The organism is Streptomyces sp. NPDC007872 (assembly GCF_042868165.1).
Taxonomy (GTDB): domain Bacteria; phylum Actinomycetota; class Actinomycetes; order Streptomycetales; family Streptomycetaceae; genus Streptomyces.
The window spans coordinates 672,503-691,395 of record NZ_JBIAEA010000002.1; the positions used below are offsets into that span (position 1 = coordinate 672,503).

Genomic DNA, 18,893 nt, shown 5'->3' on the forward strand with positions numbered 1-18,893 from the left:
CACCATCACCATCCATGACCTGGCACTTCACCGAGGACCCCGCCGTCTTCCGCGCGGCCGCCGGCGCCCTCCTGTCCGCCGAGCCCGCCCGCAACACCGGCGTGTTCACGCTCATGGACACCGCCGGGCGGCTCGGCTGGTGGACCGAGCCCGGCGGGCGGGTCACCGGGGTGCTCGTGGTGGCCGCGCCGGGGCAGCCGACCTTCGGGACGGTGACGCCGGAGGCGGCCCGCGCGCTCGCCTCCCTGCCGGACCCCTTCGGGGACGAGGGGGTGGCCGTCCTGCGAGGCGAGACGACGGCCGTCGAGGCGTTCGCGGAGGCCACGGGACGCCCCTGGACCGCCACCTTCCGGATGCGGCTCTTCCGGCTCGGGACGCTCACCCCGCCGGACCCCGCCCCCGCCGGGCGCGCCCGCGTCGCCACCGCCGCCGACGTACTCCTCGCCGCCGCCTGGGCACGGGAGTTCGTCCGGGACCTCGGCGAGGAGCCGGCGGAGGACTACACCGGGCCCGTCACGGAGCGGATCTCCGACGGCCGGATGCTCCTCTGGGAATCGGGAGGGGAAGAGAACCAGGGGCGGCCCGTCTCCATGGCCTCCTTCTCACCCGTGGCCGAGGGCCACTCCCGCGTCCACCTCGTCTACACCCCGCCCGCCGCCCGCGGACGCGGATACGCCGCCGGGGTCACCACCGCCGCCACCCGCGCCGCCCGGGACGCCGGGGCCGCGCGGGTCCTGCTCTTCACGGACCTGGCCAACCCCACCAGCAACGCCCTGTACCGGCGGCTCGGCTACCGCCCGGTGACCGACCACCTGACCGTCGCGTTCACCGGCCGCTGACGGGCGTCCGCAGCGCCGCCGCCTCGCGCGCGAGGGACTCGACCCGGGCCCAGTCGCGGGCCGCGAGGGCGTCGGGCGGCAGCATCCACGTACCGCCGACGCAGCCGACGTTCGGCAGGGCGAGGTAGGCGGGGGCGGAGGCGGCGGAGACGCCGCCGGTCGGACAGAAACGGGCCTGCGGGAGCGGGCCCGCGAGGGACTTCAGGTACGGGACGCCGCCCGCCGCCTCCGCCGGGAAGAACTTCATGGCGTCCACGCCCTGTTCGAGCAGCGCCACGACCTCCGAGGCCGTCGAGACCCCCGGCAGGAAGGGCACGCCCGACTCCCGCATCGCGCCGAGCAGCCGCCCCGTCCAGCCGGGGCTGACCAGGAACCGGGCCCCGGCGCCGACCGCGTCCGCGACCCCGGCTGCCGAGACGACGGTCCCGGCGCCGACGACCGCCTCCGGCACCCCGTCCGCGACGGCCCGCAAGGCGTCGAGCGCGGCCGGGGTGCGCAGGGTGACCTCGATCAGCGGCAGCCCGCCGGCCACCAGGGCGCGGGCCAGGGGGACCGCGTCGGCGGCGTCCTCGATCACCACCACGGGGACGACGGGGGCTTCCGGGGCAAGGTCGAACACGCTCGTCATGGCCTCATCCTGACGAGGTGGAGCGTCACCCGCAACGAGCGTTGCGCAGGACGCAACGAGGCCTCAGTGGATCTCGTCCACCAGGACGTCGAGCGCCCCCGCCTTGCCGCCCTCCTCCACCACGTACTGCAGGTCCCGCAGCGCCTCCACCAGCTCCGCCGGGGTCGCCGGATCCGCGCCCGCCTCCAGGAGGCTCCGTACGATCCGGCCCTTCGTCGCCTTGTTGAAGTGGCTGACCACCTTCCGGGTCGGCGCGTGCAGCACCCGTACCGTCGCCGTCCGCGCCGCCACCTCCCCCTTCGGCCGCCACGCCGTCGCGTACGCCGACGAGCGCAGGTCCAGGACCAGGCCGTCCCCGGCCGCCTCGGGAAGGACGGAGGCCATCGGGCCCCGCCAGTACGCGCCGAGCGCGCCGAGGCCCGGCAGCTTGATCCCCATCGAGCAGCGGTACGACGGGATGCGGTCGGTCACCTTCACGGCGCCCCACAGACCGGAGAAGACCAGGAGCGCGTCCCCGGCCCGCTCCCGGGCCGCCGCGTCCAGGGTCGCCAGGCCGAGCGCGTCGTACAGGACGCCGGTGTAGACCTCCCCGGCCGGACGCGCGCCGGCCGTCCGCAGCTCGACGTTCTTCGCGACCTCGCCGCGCAGCCCCTCGCTCAGGCCGAGCACCTCGCGGGCCTTCTCCTCGTCGGCGGCGCACAGCTCGACCAGCTCGTCCAGGACCGCCGCCCGCGCCTCCGCGAGCCCCGGCAGGGACAGCGACTCCGGCTTGAGGGGCGCCCCGCTCCCCGACGGAGCCTTGCCTTCGGAGGGCGGCAGCAGCACGAGCACGGTGGTTCTCCTTCGTCCGTACGGGGGTGGGGGTGCGGCCCCGGCGGCCCAGCCTACAAAGCGCGGCCGGTGCGCAGGGCGCCGCCGGTTCATGGAGCCGCCGGCGCGTGAGGCGCCCGCGTCGGCATGGGGGACCCGCACGGCATGGGGGGCCCGCACGGCATGGGGGGCCCGCACGGCATGGGGGCCCGCACGGCATGGGGGGACCCGCACCGACATACGGGCCCGCCCCTGACATGAGGGACCCGCACCGCCCTGCGTACCCGCCCCCCCCGACATGACGGACCCGCCCCGCCCTGCGTACCCGCGCCGACTTACGCACCCGCACCCTTACGCACCCGTCCCGCCCTACGCACCCGCCCCGACATGACGTACCCGCCCCCGCCCCCTACGCTCGGTCCATGCCCCGCCGCCCCATACACGTGACCGGCGCAGCCGAGGCTCCGTTGCGGGCCGCCCTGCGCGCGCTCCGGACCGAACTCGCGGTCCCCGAGGAGTTCCCGCCCGCCGTCCTCGCCGAGGCCGAGGCCGCCGCGAAGGCGCCCCGGCTCCCGGCGCACGACGCCACCGACCTGCCCTTCTTCACCGTCGACCCGCCCGCCTCCACCGACCTCGACCAGGCCGTGCACCTGGCCCGCAGGGCCGACGGCGGCTACCGCGTCCACTACGCCATCGCCGACGTCGCCGCCTTCGTCGCGCCCGGCTCCGCGCTCGACGCGGAGGCGCACCGCCGGGTCCTCACCCTCTACTTCCCCGACGGCAAGGTCCCCCTCCACCCCGCCGTCCTCTCCGAGGGCGCCGCCAGCCTCCTCCCCGGCGAGCCACGCCCGGCCGTGCTGTGGCGGATCGACCTCGACGCCGAGGGGCGCAGGGTCGCCACCGACGTCCGCCGCGCCCTCGTCCGCAGCCGCGCCAAACTCGACTACGCGGGCGTGCAGCGGCAGATCGACTCCGGCACCGCCGAGGAGCCCGTCGCCCTGCTCCGCGAGATCGGACGCCTGCGCGAGAACATCGAGATCGAGCGCGGCGGGATCTCCCTCGACGTCCCCGAGCAGGAGATCGTCGAGCGCGACCACGGCTACGACCTCGTCTACCGGGCCCCGCTCCCCTCCGAGAGCTGGAACGCGCAGATCTCCCTGCTCACCGGCATGGCCGCCGCCGACCTGATGACCGCCGCCGGCACCGGCATCCTGCGCACCCTCCCCACCGCGCCCGACGGCGCCGTGGCCCGGCTGCGCCGCTCCGCGCAGGCCCTCGGCGTCGAATGGCCGCACCACGTCCCGTACGCCGACGTCGTCCGCTCCGCCGACCCCTCGAACCCGCGCCACGCCGCCTTCCTCCAGGAGTGCACCACCCTCCTGCGCGGCGCCGGGTACACCGTCTTCACCGACGGCCACGTCCCCGTCCCGGCCGTGCACGCCGCCGTCGCCGACGAGTACACCCACTGCACGGCTCCTCTGCGCCGGCTCGTCGACCGGTACGCGAGCGAGCTGTGCGTGGCGGCGGTCGCCGGGGACGAGCCGCCCGAGTGGGTACGGGCCGCCCTGCCCGCCCTCCCCGACGAGATGGCCACGGGCTCGCGCCGCGCCGGCGCCGTCGAGCGCGAGAGCGTCGACATCGTCGAGGCGGCGCTCCTGAAGGACCGGGTCGGGGAGCTCTTCGACGCGTACGTGATCGACGTCAAGGAGCGCGAGCCGTCCACCGGCACCGTCCACCTGGACGACCCGGCGGTGGTCGCCCGGATCGCGGGCGGCGAGTCCGCGCTGCCGCTGGGGGAGTGGCTGCGGGTCAGGCTCGCGGAGGCGGACCCGGGGCGGGCGAAGGTGCTGTTCGCGCCCGCGTGAGGGCTCCGTACAGGGCTTGCGGGTCGTCGGCGTGGACCCTGACGACCCGTACGGGCCGGGGCGCGCCGAACAGCCGGGGCGCGTCGACCGGATCGGTCAGCTCGACGGTGACGGAGGTCTGCGCGCCGACGGCGAGGTTCAGCTCGCCGTCGGCCCTCTCGTGGGAGAACAGCGTCTCCCGTCGCACGGACGCGATCCGGTCGAGCGGGATCCGCAGGTCGACGTGGGCGGCCTGCCGCAGCCGCAGGACGCCCCCGGCGAGGACGTGCGGGCGGGTCGCGGAGGCGGCGTGCAGGCCGAGGACGAAGAGCACGGTGTAGACGTCCAGGACGAGGACGATCCCGTGGACGAGGGGTCGGCGGGCGAGCAGGTACGACAGGCCGACGGTCTCGACCACGCAGACGAAGGCGAAGCCGTACATCAGCGCCGCCTGGTCGCGGGCGTGCGGGAACACCCCGTCCGCGCCGTCGGTCCCGTGCGGCCGGCGCGCGACCCACCGCCCCAGGCTCGCGAGCAGCCGCAGCTCGTGCCCGAGGAGCCGCAGCACGGGCCCGGGCACCAGCTCCGCGACGGCCTCCCGCCGCGAGAGCCCGCGCCGCCGCAACCGCAGGTAGACGAGGCCTTCGGCGAGGAGGAGCGAGCCGACGAGGGCCTCGGCGACGCCGAGAACGACACCGGGCACCCGCACGCCCCCGACGAGACAGAGGACGAGGACGACTTCGAGGGGAAGGAGGACCCAGGAGAGGCGCCGGAGGAGAACCATCACGAAGCTCCCTCCTGCCGCTCTTGGACGATCCGTATCGCGAGGCGCAGGGCCGCCTCCTGGGCGGGGAAGAGGTCCGCGAAGACGGCGTCGGCGAGGAGGGCCCCGGGCAGGCGCCCGCCCACGGCCCGCTCCGGCAGTCCGGCTCCGGCCGCGTCCGGCAGGCAGCCGGCGAGCACCCGGGCGGCCCCCTCCACACGGGGATCGTCCGGCGCGGCGTCCTCCAGGGCGTCGAAGAGCGCGTACACCTCGTGCGCGGACGAGGCCGTGCCGCGCAGGGTCTCCATCAGGCGCGCCCGGTCCTCCGCCGGTACGACGGCGTCGAGCAGGGCGAGGACCTCCCGGTCCTTCGCGGCCATGGGGGAGGCGGGCAGCTCGCCCAGGCCCGCCAGGAGCGCGGCGAACTCCGGCGAGACGGGCCCGTCGGCGGGCAGGTGCCCGGCCCGCGCCTCGGCGAGCAGGACGGCGAGGCGCTCCCGCCGCTCCCGCAGGACGGCCTCCTGCCGGGCGAGGTCGTCGGCCAGTTCCTGGAGGACCTCCACGAGCCCGCGCCCCTCGTCGCCCGCGAGCACGTCCCGCACCTCGTCGAGGCCGAGTCCCAGCTCGGTGAGCCGCCGGATCCGGGCGAGCAGGACGGCGTCCCGGACGCCGTACTCCCGGTACCCGTTGGCCCGCCGCGGGGGCTCGGGCAGCAGCCCGGACTGGTGGTAGTGCCGCACGGCCCGGGGGGTGACCCCGACCAGGGCGGCGATCTCGCCGATGCGCATGGGGCCAGTAGAAACCCTGACGCTGCGGCAGGGTCAAGCGCGGGCCGGTGGGCGGGTAGCATGGTCGGCACGGCAGACGAGCCGGGCGGGCGGCCGCGTGGGGATCCTCGGATCCTCCCGAGGAACGTCCGGGCTCCACAGAGCAGGGTGGTGGCTAACGGCCACCCGGGGTGACCCGCGGGACAGTGCCACAGAAAACAGACCGCCGGGGACCTCGGTCCCCGGTAAGGGTGAAACGGTGGTGTAAGAGACCACCAGCGCCTGAGGTGACTCAGGCGGCTAGGTAAACCCCACTCGGAGCAAGGTCAAGAGGGGACACCCCGGTGTCCCTGCGCGGATGTTCGAGGGCTGCTCGCCCGAGTCCGCGGGTAGACCGCAGGAGGCCGGCGGCAACGCCGGCCCTAGATGGATGGCCGTCACCCCGACGACCGCGAGGTCCCGGGGCACAGAACCCGGCGTACAGCCCGACTCGTCTGCCCCCTCTCCGCTTCCACGGGTGCGCCCGTCGCCGTGGACCCGTACCGGCGGCGAGGCCGGCCCGATTCGCCTGTCCTCCTCCCGTGAGCCCCGGGAGCACTACCGGCTCGCGAGCCGCAGGTGGGTGTGGCGGGCGTCGTGGAGGGCCGTGCCCCACCAGAGCAACTGGTCGAGCATGGTCTCGGCGGCGTTCTCGGGGCCCTCCGGGTCGTGGAGCGTGCCGTCGGGGGAGAAGAGCAGGTAGTAGCTGGGGAAGGTGACGTAGTCGCGCACGGTGTGGGCGTGCAACTCGTTGAAGACCTGCCGCAGGTGCTCGATCGCCAGCAGCCCGCCGCTGAGGCCGCTGTAGCCGACGAAGCCGATCGGCTTGGCCCTCCACTGGGTGTAGTGCCAGTCGATGGCGGCCTTGAGGGACGCCGGGAAGCTGCGGTTGTAGTCGGGCGTCACGATGACGACCGCGTCGGCGGCGTCGAGCCGCCGGGTCAGCTCGGCCACGCCCTCGGGGCGCGGCAGGTCGGGGTCCAGGGCCGGCGGAGTGGGCGGCAGCGCGAGCGGGAGGTCGACGTCCGCCAGGTCGATCAGGTCGACCGTGAACTCGCCGTGGCGCTGGGCCTGTTCGACGAACCAGTCGGCCACCACCGGGCCGAAGCGACCCTCCCGGACACTGCCGACGATCACTGCGAGGTTCAATCGTGCGCTGGACATGCTCGTACCTCTCCTGGGGGACGCCGCCCCGGACCGGGGCGTGCGCACCACGGTGCCGGACCGGCGACGGACGAGGGAGGCCGGGCGGAGGGTGGTAGTGGCGGGGCCACGATCCGCCGGGGCGGCCGGTGTTACGTTCGGGAGATGAGCGACAACGAGCTCGGCCTCTTCCTGCGGCTGCGCCGGGAAGCCGTCACACCGGCCGGGGTCGGGCTGCCCGCCGGGCCGCGTCGCCGTACGCCGGGACTGCGCCGCGCGGAACTGGCGACGCTCGCCGGGGTGAGCGTCGAGTACGTCACCAGGCTGGAGCAGGGGCGGGACCGCAGGCCCTCGGTGCAGGTGCTGGCGGCCCTGGCGGACGCGCTGCTGCTCACCCCCGGCGAACGGGTCCATCTGTACCGGCTCGCCAAGGGCGCCGACCCCGGTTTCAGTTGCCGGGGCGGCGCGGGACCGAACAGGAGGGTCAGGGCCACGGTGCGGGCCCTGCTGGAGAGCCTGGAACCGGCGCCCGCCGTGTTGGTGAACCGGCTGAGCGAGATCCTGGCCCGCACGGACGGGTACCGGCGGCTGGCCGAACCGCTCGGCCTGCTGGACGGCGCACCGCCCAGCCTCGCCCGCTTCGTCTTCACCGACCCCCGGGCGCGCACGGTCTACCCGGACTGGGACGCGGTCGCCGACGAACAGGTCGCGGCCCTCAAACAGGGGCCGGGGCAGACCGACGTCCACATCGGCGCGCTGATGGACGAGCTGACGGTGTCCTCCGGAGAACCGTTCACCGGCCGGCTGCGGACGCTGCCGGGGCTGCCGCGGGCGAACGGTGTGGTGCGCATGGTCCACCCGCGGGTGGGGGAGGTGCGGCTGGCGTACGAGACGCTCGACCTGACCGCCGACGACGACCAGCAGCTCGTCGTCCACCTGCCGGCCGACGACGCGACCGCCGCCGCGCTCGACCGCCTCACCGGCCGCCGCCCCGGCGCCCTGCGGGCCGTCTGAGCGATACGCCGACGGCCGGGGCTACGGTTCGAGCGGCCGGGTCGACGGCCGGGTCGACGGCCGGGGCGGCCGGGTCGACGATGCGTCCGGTGAACCCGCTCGGCCCCGCCCGTCCGCTCCTCCAGGTGGCCCAGCCCCGTCGCTGACACGCCGGGGCGTGCGGCCCGGTTCCGGGGGAAGGGCGGGGCGGGCGGTGTACCGGTAGGGCATGACCATTCCCGTGGAGCAGCTCTCCGACCCGGCCGTGCGCGCCTTCGTCGCGGCCCTCAACGCCAACGACCAGGAGGCCTTCCGGGCGGCCCTCGCGCCCGGTGCCACCATGTCCGACGACGGTACCGACCGGGACCTCGACGCCTGGACCGAGAAGGAGGTCTTCTCCTCGCGCGGCCACATGGAGGTCGAGTCCCAGAAGGCCGACGGGCGCGACCTCGTCGCCCGGTACCGCAACGACACCTGGGGCGAGATGCGGACCCGCTGGCGGTTCACCGTCGAGGACGGGAAGGTCGCCCGGTTCGAGACCGGACAGGCCTAGGAAGGAGCGGGGCCGTGCGCCGGCCGGGGGCTCAGCCCCGGCCGACGTACGGCATCGCCGTCGCCATCACCGTCGCGAACTGCACGTTCGCCTCCAACGGCAGCCCCGCCATGTGCACCACCGTCGCCGCCACGTCCGCCGCGTCCATCACCGGCTCCGGGGCCAGCCGGCCGTCCGCCTGGAGGATGCCCGACCGCATGCGGGCCGTCATGTCGGTCGCCGCGTTGCCGATGTCGAGCTGGCCGCAGGCGATCCGGTACGGGCGCCCGTCCAGGGACAGGGACTTCGTCAGGCCCGTCATCGCGTGCTTCGTCGCCGTGTACGCGATCGAGTGCGGGCGCGGCACGTGGGCCGAGATCGAGCCGTTGTTGATGATCCGGCCGCCCTGCGGCTCCTGCTCCTTCATGGCCCGGAAGGCCGCTTGCGCGCACAGGAACGCGCCCGTCAGGTTGACGTCGACGACCGCCCGCCAGGTCGCCGGGTCCAGGTCCTCGACCGGGGTCCCGCCGCCCGCGAACGTACCGGCGTTGTTGAAGAGCAGGTCCACGCGCCCGTAGCGGTCCCGTACCGAGGAGAAGAGGGCCGCGACCCGCGTCTCCGACGTCACGTCCGTCGGGGCGCACAGGAAGTCCCCGTCCGGGGCGAGTGCCGCCGTCTCCTCCAGGGGCTCCGCCCGGCGGCCCGCGAGCGCCACCGACCAGCCCGCCGCCGCGAGCGCGAGGGCCACGCTCCGGCCGATGCCCGAACCCGCTCCCGTCACCACTGCGATGCTCATGGGCGCGCAGCGTACGCGAGACGCGTGCACCGTGAACTCATCCGTCCGACACGTGGATGTTCTGTACCCGACAACACGCGGTCGTCCCGGCCCCCTCGAATGACGGACGCACCGCATTCGTCAGGGGAGGGGCACATGAGTCGGACGCATGAGCATCATCAGGAACTCCGTGACGCCGCACGGCACTTCGGGCGGCGGCGGTTCCTCACCGTCACCGGCGCCGCCGCGGCGCTCGCCTTCGCCACCCAGTTGCCCGCCGCGGGCTCCGCGGCCGCCGCCGAGCTCGACGCCCGGCGCGTCACCGAGGACCCGTTCACCCTGGGCGTCGCCTCCGGCGACCCCCTGCCCGGCTCCGTCCTGCTCTGGACCCGGCTCGCGCCCCGTCCCTTCGAGCCCGACGGCGGACTGCCCGACCGGCGCGTCACCGTCCACTGGGAGCTCGCCCGCGACGAGCGCTTCCGGCGGACCGTCCGGCGCGGGACCGCCACCGCCCACGCCGAGTTCCGGCACACCGTCCACGTCGAGGTCGAGCACCTCGAACCCGGCCGGGAGTACTTCTACCGCTTCCGCGCCGGCGCCTGGACCAGCCCGGTCGGCCGCACCCGTACGGCTCCCGCCGCCGGAGCGCACAACGCGTCGCTCTCGCTCGCCGCCGTCTCCTGCCAGGCGTACCACGACGGCCACTTCACCGCCTACCGTCACCTCGCCCAGGAGGACGTGGACGTCGTCTTCCACCTCGGCGACTACCTGTACGAGTACGCCGTCGACGCCACCGGCGGCGCCCGCGGCTACACCGACCGCGTTCTCCCGGCCGTCTTCAACCGCGAGACGCTCACCCTGGAGGACTACCGGCTGCGCTACGCCCTCTACAAGACCGACCCCGACCTGCGGGCCGCGCACGCCGCCCACCCCTTCGTCGTCACCTGGGACGACCACGAGACCGAGAACAACTACGCGGACGACATTCCCGAGAACACCGTCCCGCCCGAGGAGTTCCTGCTCCGCCGCGCCGCCGCCTACCGCGCCTACTGGGAGCACCAGCCGCTGCGCCGCCCCCAGCTCCCCGACGGCCCCGACATGCGGCTGTACCGGCGGCTGACCTTCGGGCGCCTCGCGCGGTTCGACATCCTCGACACCCGCCAGTACCGCTCCGACCAGGCGTACGGCGACGGCTGGCAGGTCCCGGGGCCCGAGTCCGAGGACCCGTCGCGCACCCTGACCGGCGCCACCCAGGAGCGCTGGCTGATCGACGGCTGGCGCCGCTCCCGGGCCCGCTGGAACGTCCTGCCCCAGCAGGTCGTCCTCGCCGAGCGCCGCGACCGCCCCACCGCCGACTTCAAGCTCTCCATGGACTCCTGGGACGGCTATCCGGCCTCCCGGCAGCGGATCCTGGCGGGCGCGGAGGCCGCCGGCGTCGAGAACCTGATGGTGCTCACCGGCGACGTCCACGTCTCCTACGGCCTCGACCTCAAGGCCGACTTCCGCGACCCGGCCTCCCGGACCGTCGGCACCGAGATCGTCACCACCTCGATCACCAGCGGCAAGGACGGCGCCGACCGCCCCTCGAACCACGACACGCTCATGCGGGCCAATCCGCACCTGCGGTTCTTCAACGGGCGGCGGGGGTACGTGAAGGTCTCCCTCGGCCGCGAGAGCGCCCGCGCCGACTTCCGTACGGTCCCGTACGTGACGACGCCGGGCGCCCCCCTCACCACCGCCGCCTCCTTCGTCACCGAGGCGGGGAACCCGGGGCTCGTACCCGCGTGACCGTTCGTACGGACGTCACTCCCCGGGATAGCGGACGCCGATGCGGTCCCGTACCGCGTCGAGCGTCCGCATCACCGCGAGCGAGCCGTCCAGCGGCACCAGCGGGGACTCCCTCTCGCCCGCGCGCAGGCAGCGCATCACCTCGGCGGCCTCGTGCCGGAAGCCGTGCGGATCGGCCTCCGCCGTGAACTCCTCCGGCTCGGCGCCCTCGCGGTGCAGGGTGAACCGCTCCGGGAAGAAGAAGCCGCGCGGCACGTCGATCCGGCCGAGGGAGCCCGTCACCGAGGCCGTCAGCGGGGTGTCCGCGGCGATCGAGCAGGAGAGCAGGGCCGACGCCCCCGTGCCGGACCAGCCCAGCAGCATCCCCGTGTTCAGGTCGACGCCCTCCGGCGAGAGCAGCGCGTGCGCCTGGACCGAGTCCGGCTCGCCGAGCAGCAACTGCGCGAACGCCACCGGGTACACCCCGAGGTCGAGCAGCGCCCCGCCGCCCGTCTTCGGGTCCCGCAGCCGGTGGTCGGCCCCGAACGGGCCCGCGAGCCCGAAGTCCGCCTGGACCGTGCGCACCTCGCCGACCGCCCCGTCGCGCACCAGCTCCGCGATCCGCCGGATCAGCGGGTTGCAGTACATCCACATGGCCTCCATCAGGAAGAGGCCCCGGTCCCGGGCGAGGGCGACCAGCTCCGCCGCCTCCCGGGCGTTGAGCGTGAGGGCCTTCTCGCAGAGCACCGCCTTGCCCGCCTCCAGGGCGAGGCCGGCCGCCGTCCGGTGCGCGTGGTGCGGGGTCGCCACGTACACCACGTCGACGTCCGCGTCGGCGAAGAGCCCGGCCCACTCCCCGTACGCCCTCGGTATCCCGAACCGCTCCGCGAAGGCCTTCGCGGGCGCCTCGCTGCGGGAGGCCACCGCCACCACCTCGGCGTCGTCGAGCGTCCGCAGGTCGGTGGTGAACCGCTCCGCGATGCCGCCCGTCGCCAGGATCCCCCAGCGCACCTTCTCGCCCATGTCCCCACCCGTCTCACAGAGGTCCCGACCATGCCGGTCGAGCTGAGAGCATAGGCAAGGATTCAACGAAATGGAGCTGTCGATGCCGGAGAGCGGCCAGAGAACGACACAGGGGAACACGACCGAAAAGGTGCCCGTCACCCCCGACGCGGCCGGCGCCTCCGCCGGGATCACCGTCCCGACCGGGGCCACCGGGTCCACCGAGCCCGCCGGGTCCACCGCCCCCGTCACCCCCGTCGCCCCCGGTGTCGCCGCTGCCCGGCGGACCGGTCTGCTCGTCACCCTCGTCCTGGGCGGCCTCACCGCCCTCCCCCCGCTCTCCATGGACATGTACCTCCCGGCCCTGCCGGAGGTCACCGGCGCGCTGCACGCGCCCGCCGCCACGGTCCAGCTCACCCTCACCGCCTGCCTCGCCGGCATGGCCCTCGGCCAGCTCGTCGTCGGCCCCATGAGCGACAAGTGGGGCCGTCGGCGCCCGCTGCTCGTCGGCATGGTCGTGTACGTCCTCGCCACCGCCGTCTGCGCCCTCGCGCCCACCGCCGAGACCCTCATCGGCTTCCGGCTGCTCCAGGGCCTCGCGGGCGCCGCCGGCATCGTCATCGCCCGCGCCGTCGTCCGCGACCTCTACGACGGCGTCGAGATGGCCCGCTTCTTCTCCACCCTGATGCTGATCTCCGGCGTCGCCCCGATCGTCGCCCCCCTCATCGGCGGGCAGATCCTGCGGATCACCGACTGGCGGGGCGTCTTCCACGTCCTCACCGGCGTCGGCGTCCTGCTCACCCTCGTCGTCCACCGCTTCCTCGCCGAGACGCTGCCGCCCGAGCGGCGCCACGAGGGCGGGGTCGGACAGGCCCTGCGCACCATGCGGGGACTCCTCGCGGACCGGGTCTTCACCGGCTACATGCTGACCGGCGGCCTCGCCTTCGCCGTCCTCTTCGCGTACATATCCGCCTCGCCGTTCGTCGTCCAGGAGGTCTACGGCGCCTCGCCGCAGACCTTCAGCCTGCTCTTCGGCCTCAACTCCGTCGGCCTCGTCGCCGTCGGCCAGATCAACGGCAAGCTCCTCGTCGGCCGCGTCAGCCTCGACAAGGTGCTCGGCTGGGGCCTCGGCGTCATCCTGCTCGCCGCGTCCGCGCTGCTGCTCATGACCAGCGGGGTCCTCGGCGAGGTCGGGCTCGTGCCCGTGGCCGCCGGGCTCTTCGTCCTGATGTCCGCGATGGGCCTCGCGATGCCGAACACCAACGCCCAGGCCCTGATGCGCACCCCGCACGCCGCCGGGTCCGCCTCCGCGCTCCTCGGCACCTCCTCCTTCCTCGTCGGCGCCGTCGCCTCCCCGCTCGTCGGCGTCGCGGGCGAGCACACGGCCGTCCCGATGGCCGTCGTCCAGCTCACCTGCGCCGTCCTCGCCCTGGCCTGCTTCCTGGGCCTGTGCCGCCCGTGGCGGAACGCCCCGGGCACGGCTCGGGCCGGGAAGGCGCAGGACCCGGCCGCCTAGACTGCCCCGGTGAACGCCTCCGCTCCCTCCGCCGACTCCCTGCGCGCCGCCCTCGCCGGACTCCTCGCCGACCTTCCGCCCCACCGGGCCGCCCAGGCCGTCGACCGGCTGATCGCCAACTACCGGGGCACCACCCCGACGGACGCCCCCGTGCTCCGCGACCGCTCCGACGTCGCCGCGTACGCCGCGTACCGGATGCCGGCGACCTTCGAGGCGGTACGGGGCGTCCTGGACGCCCTGCGGGAGGCCGCGCCCGACTGGGCGCCGCGCACCCACACCGACGTCGGCGGCGGCACGGGCGCGGCGAGCTGGGCCGTCGCGGAGGCCTGGGGCGGGCAGCGGCCCCGCACCACCGTCCTCGACTGGGCCGAGCCCGCCCTCGCGCTCGGCCGCGAGCTGGCCGGCGGCGTCCTCGACGCGGAGTGGCGGCGCGAGCGGATCGGCGGCGCGCTGCGCCTCGCCGACACGGACCTGGTCACCGTCTCGTACGTCCTCAAGGAACTGACCGAGGCCGACCGCGCCTCGCTCGTCACCGAGGCGGCCCGCGCCGCGCAGGCGGTCGTCGTGGTCGAGCCGGGCACCCCGGACGGCTACGAGCGGATCATCGCGGCCCGCGCCCTGCTCGTCGGGGCCGGGTTCACCGTCGCCGCGCCCTGCCCGCACAGCGGGGCCTGCCCGATCGTGCCCGGCACGGACTGGTGCCACTTCTCGGCCCGGGTCAGCCGCTCCTCGCTGCACCGGAAGGTGAAGGGCGGTTCGCTGGCGTACGAGGACGAGAAGTACGCGTACGTGGCCGCCACCCGGTTCCCGGTGGACCCCGCCGCCGCCCGGATCGTCCGCAAGCCGCAGACCCGCAAGGGCCTGGTCCTGCTGGAGCTCTGCGACTCCGAGGGCCTCTCCCGCGACACCGTCACCAAGCGCCACGGGCCCCTCTACAAGCAGGCCCGTGACGCGGAGTGGGGCGACCCGTGGCCGCCGGAGGGGGACACGCTCTGAGGCCCGGCCGGGGGCACGGCACCCGGCGCGCCGCCTGAGGCCCGATCGGGGCCACGGCGCCCGGCGCACTGCCTGAGGCCCGGCCGGGGCCACGGCGCCCGGCGCACTGCCCGACGCCCACCCGGCATCACCGCCTTCCCACGCCCGTCCGGCCTCACGGCCCCCCGCCCGAGGCCACCGCCTTCAGCTCCGTGAAGGCGTCCCGGACGAGGCGGGACAGGTCCAGGCCCTCCGGGTCCACGATCCAGCGGTCGAAGGCGACCCCGAAGGCGGCCATGCCCGCCTCGGCCGCGAGGCGGGCCGCCGGTTCCGGCACGCCCCGCTCCCGCAGCGCCCCGGCGAGGGCCGCCGCCAGGGCGGCCAGCTTGATCAGCTCGCGCTCCCGCAGCTCGGCGTGGGCCGCGATGACGGCCTGACGCCGCCGGGCCAGGTCCCCCCGTTCCCGGAAGAGGTCCGAGGCCCCCTGGAGGGCGGCCGACACGGCGTCGATCGGTGCCGTCTCCGGCGGGACGTCGGCGAGCGCGCCGACCAGTCGCTCCAGGAGCGGGTTCCCGTGCGGGAAGAGCACCTCGCGCTTGTCGGCGAAGTGCCGGAAGAAGGTCCGCTCCGTCAGCCCCGCCCGCTCGGCGATCTGTTTCGCGGTGGTCGCGTCGAACCCGTGCTCGCCGTACAGCTCCAGGGCCGCCTGCTCCAGTCGGCCGCGCGCGTTCGGCTCCCATCTCCCCATGCCCCGATGGTACGCGACGACAGTCGCTGTCATCACGTGTTAGCTTCGATGTCAGTGACTGTCATCGCTTCCGTGGTGCCGCGTCCGTCGGCGCCCCCTGGCAGTGGCTCGTACAAGGAGGTCTTTCCCATGCGTGTTCTCGTCACCGGCGCGACCGGGTGGATCGGTTCCGCCCTCGTCCCCGGCCTCGTCGACGCGGGGCACCGGGTCGTCGGGCTCGCCCGCTCCGACGCCTCGGCCGCCGCGCTCGCCGCCGCCGGGGCCGAGGCCGTCCGCGGCTCCCTCGACGACCTCGACGTCCTGCGCGAGGCGTCCGCCGCCTCCGACGGCGTGATCCACCTGGCGTTCGACCACGAGACCGCCTTCGCCCGGGGGGACATGAAGGCCGCCGCCGAGGCGGACCGCCGTGCCGTCGAGGCGATGGCGGAGGCGCTGACCGGCACCGGCAAGCCGTTCGTCCTCGCCTCCGGCACCCCCGTGGAGGAGGGCCGGACGGCCACCGAGCGCGACGGGCACGACGTGCCCCCGGTGGACGCCGTCCCGCCCGCCGCCGCGGGCGCGGTGACCCGGATGGCCACCGGGGAGTACGTGCTCGGCCTCGCGGACCGGGGAGTGCGCTCCTCGGTCGTGCGCCTGCCGCGCACCAACCACGGCGAGGGGGACCGGGGCTTCGTCGCGACCCTGGTCCGCACCGCCCGCGAGAAGGGCGTCGCCGGTTACTACGGCGACGGGACCAACCGCTGGCCCGCCGTCCACCGCGACGACTCCGCCCGCGTGTTCCGGATCGCCCTGGAGACGGCCCCGGCCGGCTCGACGCTGCACGCCGTCGCCGACGAGGGCGTCGCCCTGCGGGACGTCGCCGAGGTCGTCGGGCGCCGGCTCGGCCTGCCGACCGCCTCCGTGCCGCCCGAGGAGGCCGCCGGCCACTTCGGGTGGCTGGCCGCGGTGCTCGCCGCCGACCAGCCCGCCTCCAGCGCGCTGACCCGCGAGCTCACGGGCTGGCGGCCCGTACGGCCGGGACTCCTGGCGGACCTGGAGGCGGGGCACTACTTCCGCACCCCCACCGCCTCCGCCTGAGGCGCGCCGCCCCCGCACCGGGACGCGGTACGGGGGCGGCGGTCCGTGGCCCGCGAAGCCCTACGGCCGCAGCTCCTGCGTGCAGCACTTCACGCTGCCGCCGCCCTTGAGGAGCTCGCTCAGATCCATGCCCACCGGCTCGAAGCCCCGCTCGCGGAGCGGGTCGAAGAGGCCCACCGCCGCCTGCGGCAGCAGGACGTTCCGCCCGTCACCGACCGCGTTGAGCCCGAAGGCCGCCGCGTCCTCCTCCGTCGCGATCAGGGCGTCGGGGAAGAGCCGGGCCAGCACCGCCCGGCTGCCGGGGGAGAAGGCCGCCGGGTAGTACATGATCTCGTCGCCGGCGTCGTCCAGGACGCACAGCGCCGTGTCCAGGTGGTAGTAGCGCGGGTCCACCAGGTCCAGGCCGATCACCGGACGCCCGAAGAACTCCTGCGCCTCGCCGTGCGAGAGCGGGCTGGCGCGGAAGCCGCGCCCGGCGAGGATCCAGGAGGCGGTGACGGCGAAGTCGCCCTCGCCCTCGTTCACGTGCTCCGGGATCCGCAGGTCCTCCTCCGCCCAGCCCCGGTCGCGGAACCAGGCCAGGTGGGCGTCGGCCTCGGCCGCGCGCTCGGGGTACGCGAACCTCGCGCCGAGGACCCGGCCCCCGACGACGGTCGCGCCGTTCGCCGCGAAGACCATGTCCGGCAGCGCCGGGTCGGGCTCCAGGACCTCCACGGTGTGGCCGAGCGCGCGGTAGCGGTCCCGCAGGTCCTCCCACTGGGCGAGGGCGAGCGGCAGGTCGACCGGTTTCGTGGGGTCCATCCAGGGGTTGATGGAGTACGTCACCGTGAAGTGCGCGGGTGGGCACATCAGGTAACGGCGGGGCGAGGGCGAGCGCGGAGTGGTGCGCAAGAAGGGCTCCTCACGGACGGGCGGTGGGACCGGGATTCGGTGGACCCCATGGTCCGTCCTCGGGGCCCTGTGCGCAGTGGGCCGTTCGGGTGGTTCGATGACCATCCGCCAAGGCGAGACGGAACGTCTCGTCCGCTGCTAGATTGACCCCATGCCCAAGCCCCTGCCCAAGCCCGTGCCCGAGTCCCCGTCCGGGCCCGCTCCCGAGGCCACCTCCGGCTCCCCCTCCGAGCCCGTGCCCACCCCCGGCTCCCCGTCCGGGCCCGCGTCCAAGCCCGCCCCCGACGCCTCCCGCCGCAGCGAGCGCTCCCGCCGCGCCATCTTCGACGCCGCCCTCGCCCTCGTCGCCGAGAACGGCTACGCGAAGACCACGATCGAGGGCATCGCCGCCCGCGCCGGCGTCGGCAAGCAGACCATCTACCGCTGGTGGCCCTCCAAGGCCGCCGTCCTCCTCGACGCCTTCCTCGACCTCACGGCCCGTGCCCACGAGGCCATGGGGGGCGAGGCCGAAAGTGAGATCCCCGACACCGGCGACCTCGCCGCCGACCTCAAGCACGTCCTGCGCGCCACCGTCGACGAGCTGAACGACCCCGTCTTCGAGGCCCCCACCCGCGCCCTCGCCGCCGAGGGGATCGTCGACCCCGACCTCGGCGCCCGCTTCACCGAGACGCTGCTCGAACCCCAGCTCCAGTACTACGTGCGCCGCATCGAGGCCGCCCTGGACGCCGGTGACGTCGACCCCGGCACCGACCCCCGCCTCGCCGTCGAACTCCTGGTCGGGCCCCTCCACCACCGGTGGATCCACCGCACCCTGCCGCTCACCCACGCCTACGCGGACGCACTGGTCGACCACGTCCTGCGCGGCCTCGCCCCGAGGGCCTGAGCGTCCCGGGACCACCCCGGTTCCGCACTCCGGTCACCCGGGGCGCAGGATGGTGGGACCATGGGCAGAGCCGAACGGGCGAGCACGAGGTTGTGAGGGGATAGATGGGCGACGGCATCGGCCGCTACCGCGGCACGGAGAGCAGACTCCCGCAGTGGCTGCGCAGGCGCCCCAAACGCGTCGCGGCCGACGACGGGAACGACCGCGAGAAACTGCTCCTGGCCGTCGCCGCCGCCGGGCTGCCCCTGGCCCCCGCCGCGTACCCCGTCGGCTATAGCTGTTCCTGCGAGCGGATCGGCTGTCCCACCCCCGCCCGCCACCCCGTCTCCTTCGCCTGGCAGACCCAGTCGACCACCGACCGCGGCCAGATCGAGCGCTGGGCGCGCAACGAGCCCCGGGCGAACTTCGTCACCGCCACCGGCATGGTCCACGACGTCCTCGACGTGCCGCTGGCCGCCGGCCGTGCCGCCCTGGAGCGCCTCCTCGCCGAGGGCGTCGAGGTCGGCCCGGTCGCCGAGTCCTCCGCCGCGGCCCCGGACGGCGGCCGGATGCTCTTCTTCACCGCCACCCGGGGCACGCCCGAGGACGAGGACGAGTGGTGGCCCTGTGAGCTCGACTGCCACCCGGAGACCATGGACGAGCACCCGGGGCTCCGCTGGCACTGCCGCGGCAGCTACACCCTCGTCCCCCCGGCCCGGCTCCCCGGCGACGAGGACGCCCACCCGGTCGTCGCCTGGGTGCGCGGCCCCGAGCACCCGCTGCCCGATCCGCTGAACCTCCTGGAGACCCTCCAGGACGCCTGCGCCCGCCACGCGGCCGAGCGCGGGGCGGACGGCGACGGCGAGCACGCGGCCCACGAGATCGCCTGGCCGCTGACCCGCTGAGCCGATCGGGAACAGGA

19 protein-coding genes and 1 other RNA gene are annotated in these 18,893 nt (G+C 75.1%); 11 read left to right on the forward strand and 9 right to left on the reverse strand.

The window, feature by feature from the left end:
- The first annotated feature begins 14 nt into the window (after positions 1-14).
- Positions 15-839, forward strand: coding sequence for a GNAT family N-acetyltransferase (locus tag ACFYNX_RS08220; RefSeq protein ID WP_388658945.1), 825 nt, complete (start codon positions 15-17; stop codon positions 837-839).
- Here the strand turns inward: ACFYNX_RS08220 and eda are convergent.
- Positions 826-1,467, reverse strand: a complete 642-nt coding sequence (gene eda / locus ACFYNX_RS08225) for a bifunctional 4-hydroxy-2-oxoglutarate aldolase/2-dehydro-3-deoxy-phosphogluconate aldolase (protein WP_388658948.1) — start codon at positions 1,465-1,467, stop codon at positions 826-828. The genes ACFYNX_RS08220 and eda overlap by 14 nt on opposite strands.
- A 63-nt stretch (positions 1,468-1,530) precedes the next feature.
- Complete coding sequence (yaaA, locus tag ACFYNX_RS08230) at positions 1,531-2,298, reverse strand: peroxide stress protein YaaA (protein WP_388658950.1); 768 nt, start codon at positions 2,296-2,298, stop codon at positions 1,531-1,533.
- A 401-nt stretch (positions 2,299-2,699) separates the two neighbouring features.
- Between yaaA and ACFYNX_RS08235 the strand changes: the two genes are divergently transcribed.
- Entirely contained in the window at positions 2,700-4,142 is a 1,443-nt protein-coding gene (locus ACFYNX_RS08235) for an RNB domain-containing ribonuclease (protein WP_388658953.1), read from the forward strand.
- On the opposite strand, the gene ACFYNX_RS08240 is transcribed toward ACFYNX_RS08235, so the two are convergent.
- Together ACFYNX_RS08240 and ACFYNX_RS08245 are read right to left on the reverse strand one after the other, a co-directional pair.
- Positions 4,087-4,905, reverse strand: coding sequence for a hypothetical protein (locus tag ACFYNX_RS08240; protein ID WP_388659770.1), 819 nt, complete (start codon positions 4,903-4,905; stop codon positions 4,087-4,089). The two genes, ACFYNX_RS08235 and ACFYNX_RS08240, sit on opposite strands and share 56 nt — an antisense overlap.
- Complete coding sequence (locus ACFYNX_RS08245; protein WP_388658956.1) at positions 4,905-5,672, reverse strand: MerR family transcriptional regulator; 768 nt, start codon at positions 5,670-5,672, stop codon at positions 4,905-4,907. Before ACFYNX_RS08245 ends, ACFYNX_RS08240 begins: the two co-directional genes overlap by 1 nt.
- 77 nt (positions 5,673-5,749) lie before the next feature.
- On the opposite strand from ACFYNX_RS08245, the gene rnpB reads away from it, so the two are divergent.
- Positions 5,750-6,148: RNase P RNA component class A (gene rnpB / locus ACFYNX_RS08250), an RNA gene on the forward strand.
- A gap of 100 nt (positions 6,149-6,248) precedes the next feature.
- On the opposite strand, the gene ACFYNX_RS08255 is transcribed toward rnpB, so the two are convergent.
- Positions 6,249-6,854, reverse strand: a complete 606-nt coding sequence (locus ACFYNX_RS08255) for an NADPH-dependent FMN reductase (RefSeq protein ID WP_388658960.1) — start codon at positions 6,852-6,854, stop codon at positions 6,249-6,251.
- A gap of 144 nt (positions 6,855-6,998) precedes the next feature.
- Here ACFYNX_RS08255 and ACFYNX_RS08260 point away from each other — a divergent pair, with 144 nt between their 5' ends.
- Positions 6,999-7,847, forward strand: coding sequence for a helix-turn-helix domain-containing protein (locus tag ACFYNX_RS08260; RefSeq protein WP_388658962.1), 849 nt, complete (start codon positions 6,999-7,001; stop codon positions 7,845-7,847).
- Positions 7,848-8,055: 208 nt separating this feature from the next.
- Positions 8,056-8,379, forward strand: a complete 324-nt coding sequence (locus ACFYNX_RS08265) for a nuclear transport factor 2 family protein (protein ID WP_125664573.1) — start codon at positions 8,056-8,058, stop codon at positions 8,377-8,379.
- Between the two features lie 31 nt (positions 8,380-8,410).
- On the opposite strand, the gene ACFYNX_RS08270 is transcribed toward ACFYNX_RS08265, so the two are convergent.
- Positions 8,411-9,154, reverse strand: a complete 744-nt coding sequence (locus tag ACFYNX_RS08270) for an SDR family oxidoreductase (protein WP_365537685.1) — start codon at positions 9,152-9,154, stop codon at positions 8,411-8,413.
- 135 nt (positions 9,155-9,289) lie between these two features.
- On the opposite strand from ACFYNX_RS08270, the gene ACFYNX_RS08275 reads away from it, so the two are divergent.
- The gene (locus tag ACFYNX_RS08275) at positions 9,290-10,921 is read left to right on the forward strand and encodes an alkaline phosphatase D family protein (RefSeq protein WP_388658966.1); all 1,632 of its coding nucleotides are present in this window, start codon (positions 9,290-9,292) and stop codon (positions 10,919-10,921) included.
- Positions 10,922-10,936: 15 nt separating this feature from the next.
- On the opposite strand, the gene ACFYNX_RS08280 is transcribed toward ACFYNX_RS08275, so the two are convergent.
- The gene (locus tag ACFYNX_RS08280; RefSeq protein ID WP_365537680.1) at positions 10,937-11,923 is read right to left on the reverse strand and encodes a Gfo/Idh/MocA family oxidoreductase; all 987 of its coding nucleotides are present in this window, start codon (positions 11,921-11,923) and stop codon (positions 10,937-10,939) included.
- 82 nt (positions 11,924-12,005) lie between these two features.
- Between ACFYNX_RS08280 and ACFYNX_RS08285 the strand changes: the two genes are divergently transcribed.
- Both ACFYNX_RS08285 and ACFYNX_RS08290 read left to right on the forward strand, forming a co-directional pair.
- Positions 12,006-13,418: a Bcr/CflA family multidrug efflux MFS transporter gene (locus ACFYNX_RS08285; protein WP_388659772.1), complete on the forward strand. Its 1,413-nt coding sequence runs from the start codon at positions 12,006-12,008 to the stop codon at positions 13,416-13,418.
- 9 nt (positions 13,419-13,427) lie between these two features.
- Complete coding sequence (locus ACFYNX_RS08290) at positions 13,428-14,414, forward strand: small ribosomal subunit Rsm22 family protein (protein ID WP_388658969.1); 987 nt, start codon at positions 13,428-13,430, stop codon at positions 14,412-14,414.
- 154 nt (positions 14,415-14,568) lie between these two features.
- Here ACFYNX_RS08290 and ACFYNX_RS08295 read toward each other — a convergent pair whose 3' ends face one another.
- Entirely contained in the window at positions 14,569-15,141 is a 573-nt protein-coding gene (locus tag ACFYNX_RS08295; RefSeq protein ID WP_388658972.1) for a TetR family transcriptional regulator, read from the reverse strand.
- 129 nt (positions 15,142-15,270) lie between these two features.
- Between ACFYNX_RS08295 and ACFYNX_RS08300 the strand changes: the two genes are divergently transcribed.
- On the forward strand, positions 15,271-16,218 hold the full coding sequence (locus tag ACFYNX_RS08300) for an SDR family oxidoreductase (RefSeq protein ID WP_388658975.1): 948 nt from the start codon (positions 15,271-15,273) through the stop codon (positions 16,216-16,218).
- A gap of 60 nt (positions 16,219-16,278) precedes the next feature.
- On the opposite strand, the gene ddaH is transcribed toward ACFYNX_RS08300, so the two are convergent.
- Positions 16,279-17,109: a dimethylargininase gene (ddaH, locus tag ACFYNX_RS08305; protein WP_365537666.1), complete on the reverse strand. Its 831-nt coding sequence runs from the start codon at positions 17,107-17,109 to the stop codon at positions 16,279-16,281.
- A 151-nt stretch (positions 17,110-17,260) separates the two neighbouring features.
- Between ddaH and ACFYNX_RS08310 the strand changes: the two genes are divergently transcribed.
- A complete protein-coding gene (locus ACFYNX_RS08310) occupies positions 17,261-17,992 on the forward strand; it encodes a TetR/AcrR family transcriptional regulator (RefSeq protein ID WP_388658978.1) in 732 nt (243 codons plus the stop codon).
- A 104-nt stretch (positions 17,993-18,096) separates the two neighbouring features.
- Positions 18,097-18,876 (forward strand): bifunctional DNA primase/polymerase, encoded by a 780-nt coding sequence (locus tag ACFYNX_RS08315; RefSeq protein ID WP_365537661.1) that lies wholly within the window; start codon positions 18,097-18,099, stop codon positions 18,874-18,876.
- Positions 18,877-18,893 lie beyond the last annotated feature (17 nt).

What these genes read in the sequence shown, in the direction of transcription:
- ACFYNX_RS08220 (WP_388658945.1), top strand. Translation starts at nt 15, where the DNA reads ATGACCTGGCACTTCACCGAGGACCCCGCCGTCTTCCGCGCGGCCGCC.
- eda (WP_388658948.1), bottom strand. Translation starts at nt 1,467, where the DNA reads ATGACGAGCGTGTTCGACCTTGCCCCGGAAGCCCCCGTCGTCCCCGTG.
- ACFYNX_RS08235 (WP_388658953.1), top strand. Translation starts at nt 2,700, where the DNA reads ATGCCCCGCCGCCCCATACACGTGACCGGCGCAGCCGAGGCTCCGTTG.
- ACFYNX_RS08240 (WP_388659770.1), bottom strand. Translation starts at nt 4,905, where the DNA reads ATGGTTCTCCTCCGGCGCCTCTCCTGGGTCCTCCTTCCCCTCGAAGTC.
- ACFYNX_RS08245 (WP_388658956.1), bottom strand. Translation starts at nt 5,672, where the DNA reads ATGCGCATCGGCGAGATCGCCGCCCTGGTCGGGGTCACCCCCCGGGCC.
- ACFYNX_RS08255 (WP_388658960.1), bottom strand. Translation starts at nt 6,854, where the DNA reads ATGTCCAGCGCACGATTGAACCTCGCAGTGATCGTCGGCAGTGTCCGG.
- ACFYNX_RS08260 (WP_388658962.1), top strand. Translation starts at nt 6,999, where the DNA reads ATGAGCGACAACGAGCTCGGCCTCTTCCTGCGGCTGCGCCGGGAAGCC.
- ACFYNX_RS08265 (WP_125664573.1), top strand. Translation starts at nt 8,056, where the DNA reads ATGACCATTCCCGTGGAGCAGCTCTCCGACCCGGCCGTGCGCGCCTTC.
- ACFYNX_RS08270 (WP_365537685.1), bottom strand. Translation starts at nt 9,154, where the DNA reads ATGAGCATCGCAGTGGTGACGGGAGCGGGTTCGGGCATCGGCCGGAGC.
- ACFYNX_RS08275 (WP_388658966.1), top strand. Translation starts at nt 9,290, where the DNA reads ATGAGTCGGACGCATGAGCATCATCAGGAACTCCGTGACGCCGCACGG.
- ACFYNX_RS08280 (WP_365537680.1), bottom strand. Translation starts at nt 11,923, where the DNA reads ATGGGCGAGAAGGTGCGCTGGGGGATCCTGGCGACGGGCGGCATCGCG.
- ACFYNX_RS08285 (WP_388659772.1), top strand. Translation starts at nt 12,006, where the DNA reads ATGCCGGAGAGCGGCCAGAGAACGACACAGGGGAACACGACCGAAAAG.
- ACFYNX_RS08295 (WP_388658972.1), bottom strand. Translation starts at nt 15,141, where the DNA reads ATGGGGAGATGGGAGCCGAACGCGCGCGGCCGACTGGAGCAGGCGGCC.
- ACFYNX_RS08300 (WP_388658975.1), top strand. Translation starts at nt 15,271, where the DNA reads ATGCGTGTTCTCGTCACCGGCGCGACCGGGTGGATCGGTTCCGCCCTC.
- ACFYNX_RS08310 (WP_388658978.1), top strand. Translation starts at nt 17,261, where the DNA reads ATGCCCAAGCCCCTGCCCAAGCCCGTGCCCGAGTCCCCGTCCGGGCCC.
- ACFYNX_RS08315 (WP_365537661.1), top strand. Translation starts at nt 18,097, where the DNA reads ATGGGCGACGGCATCGGCCGCTACCGCGGCACGGAGAGCAGACTCCCG.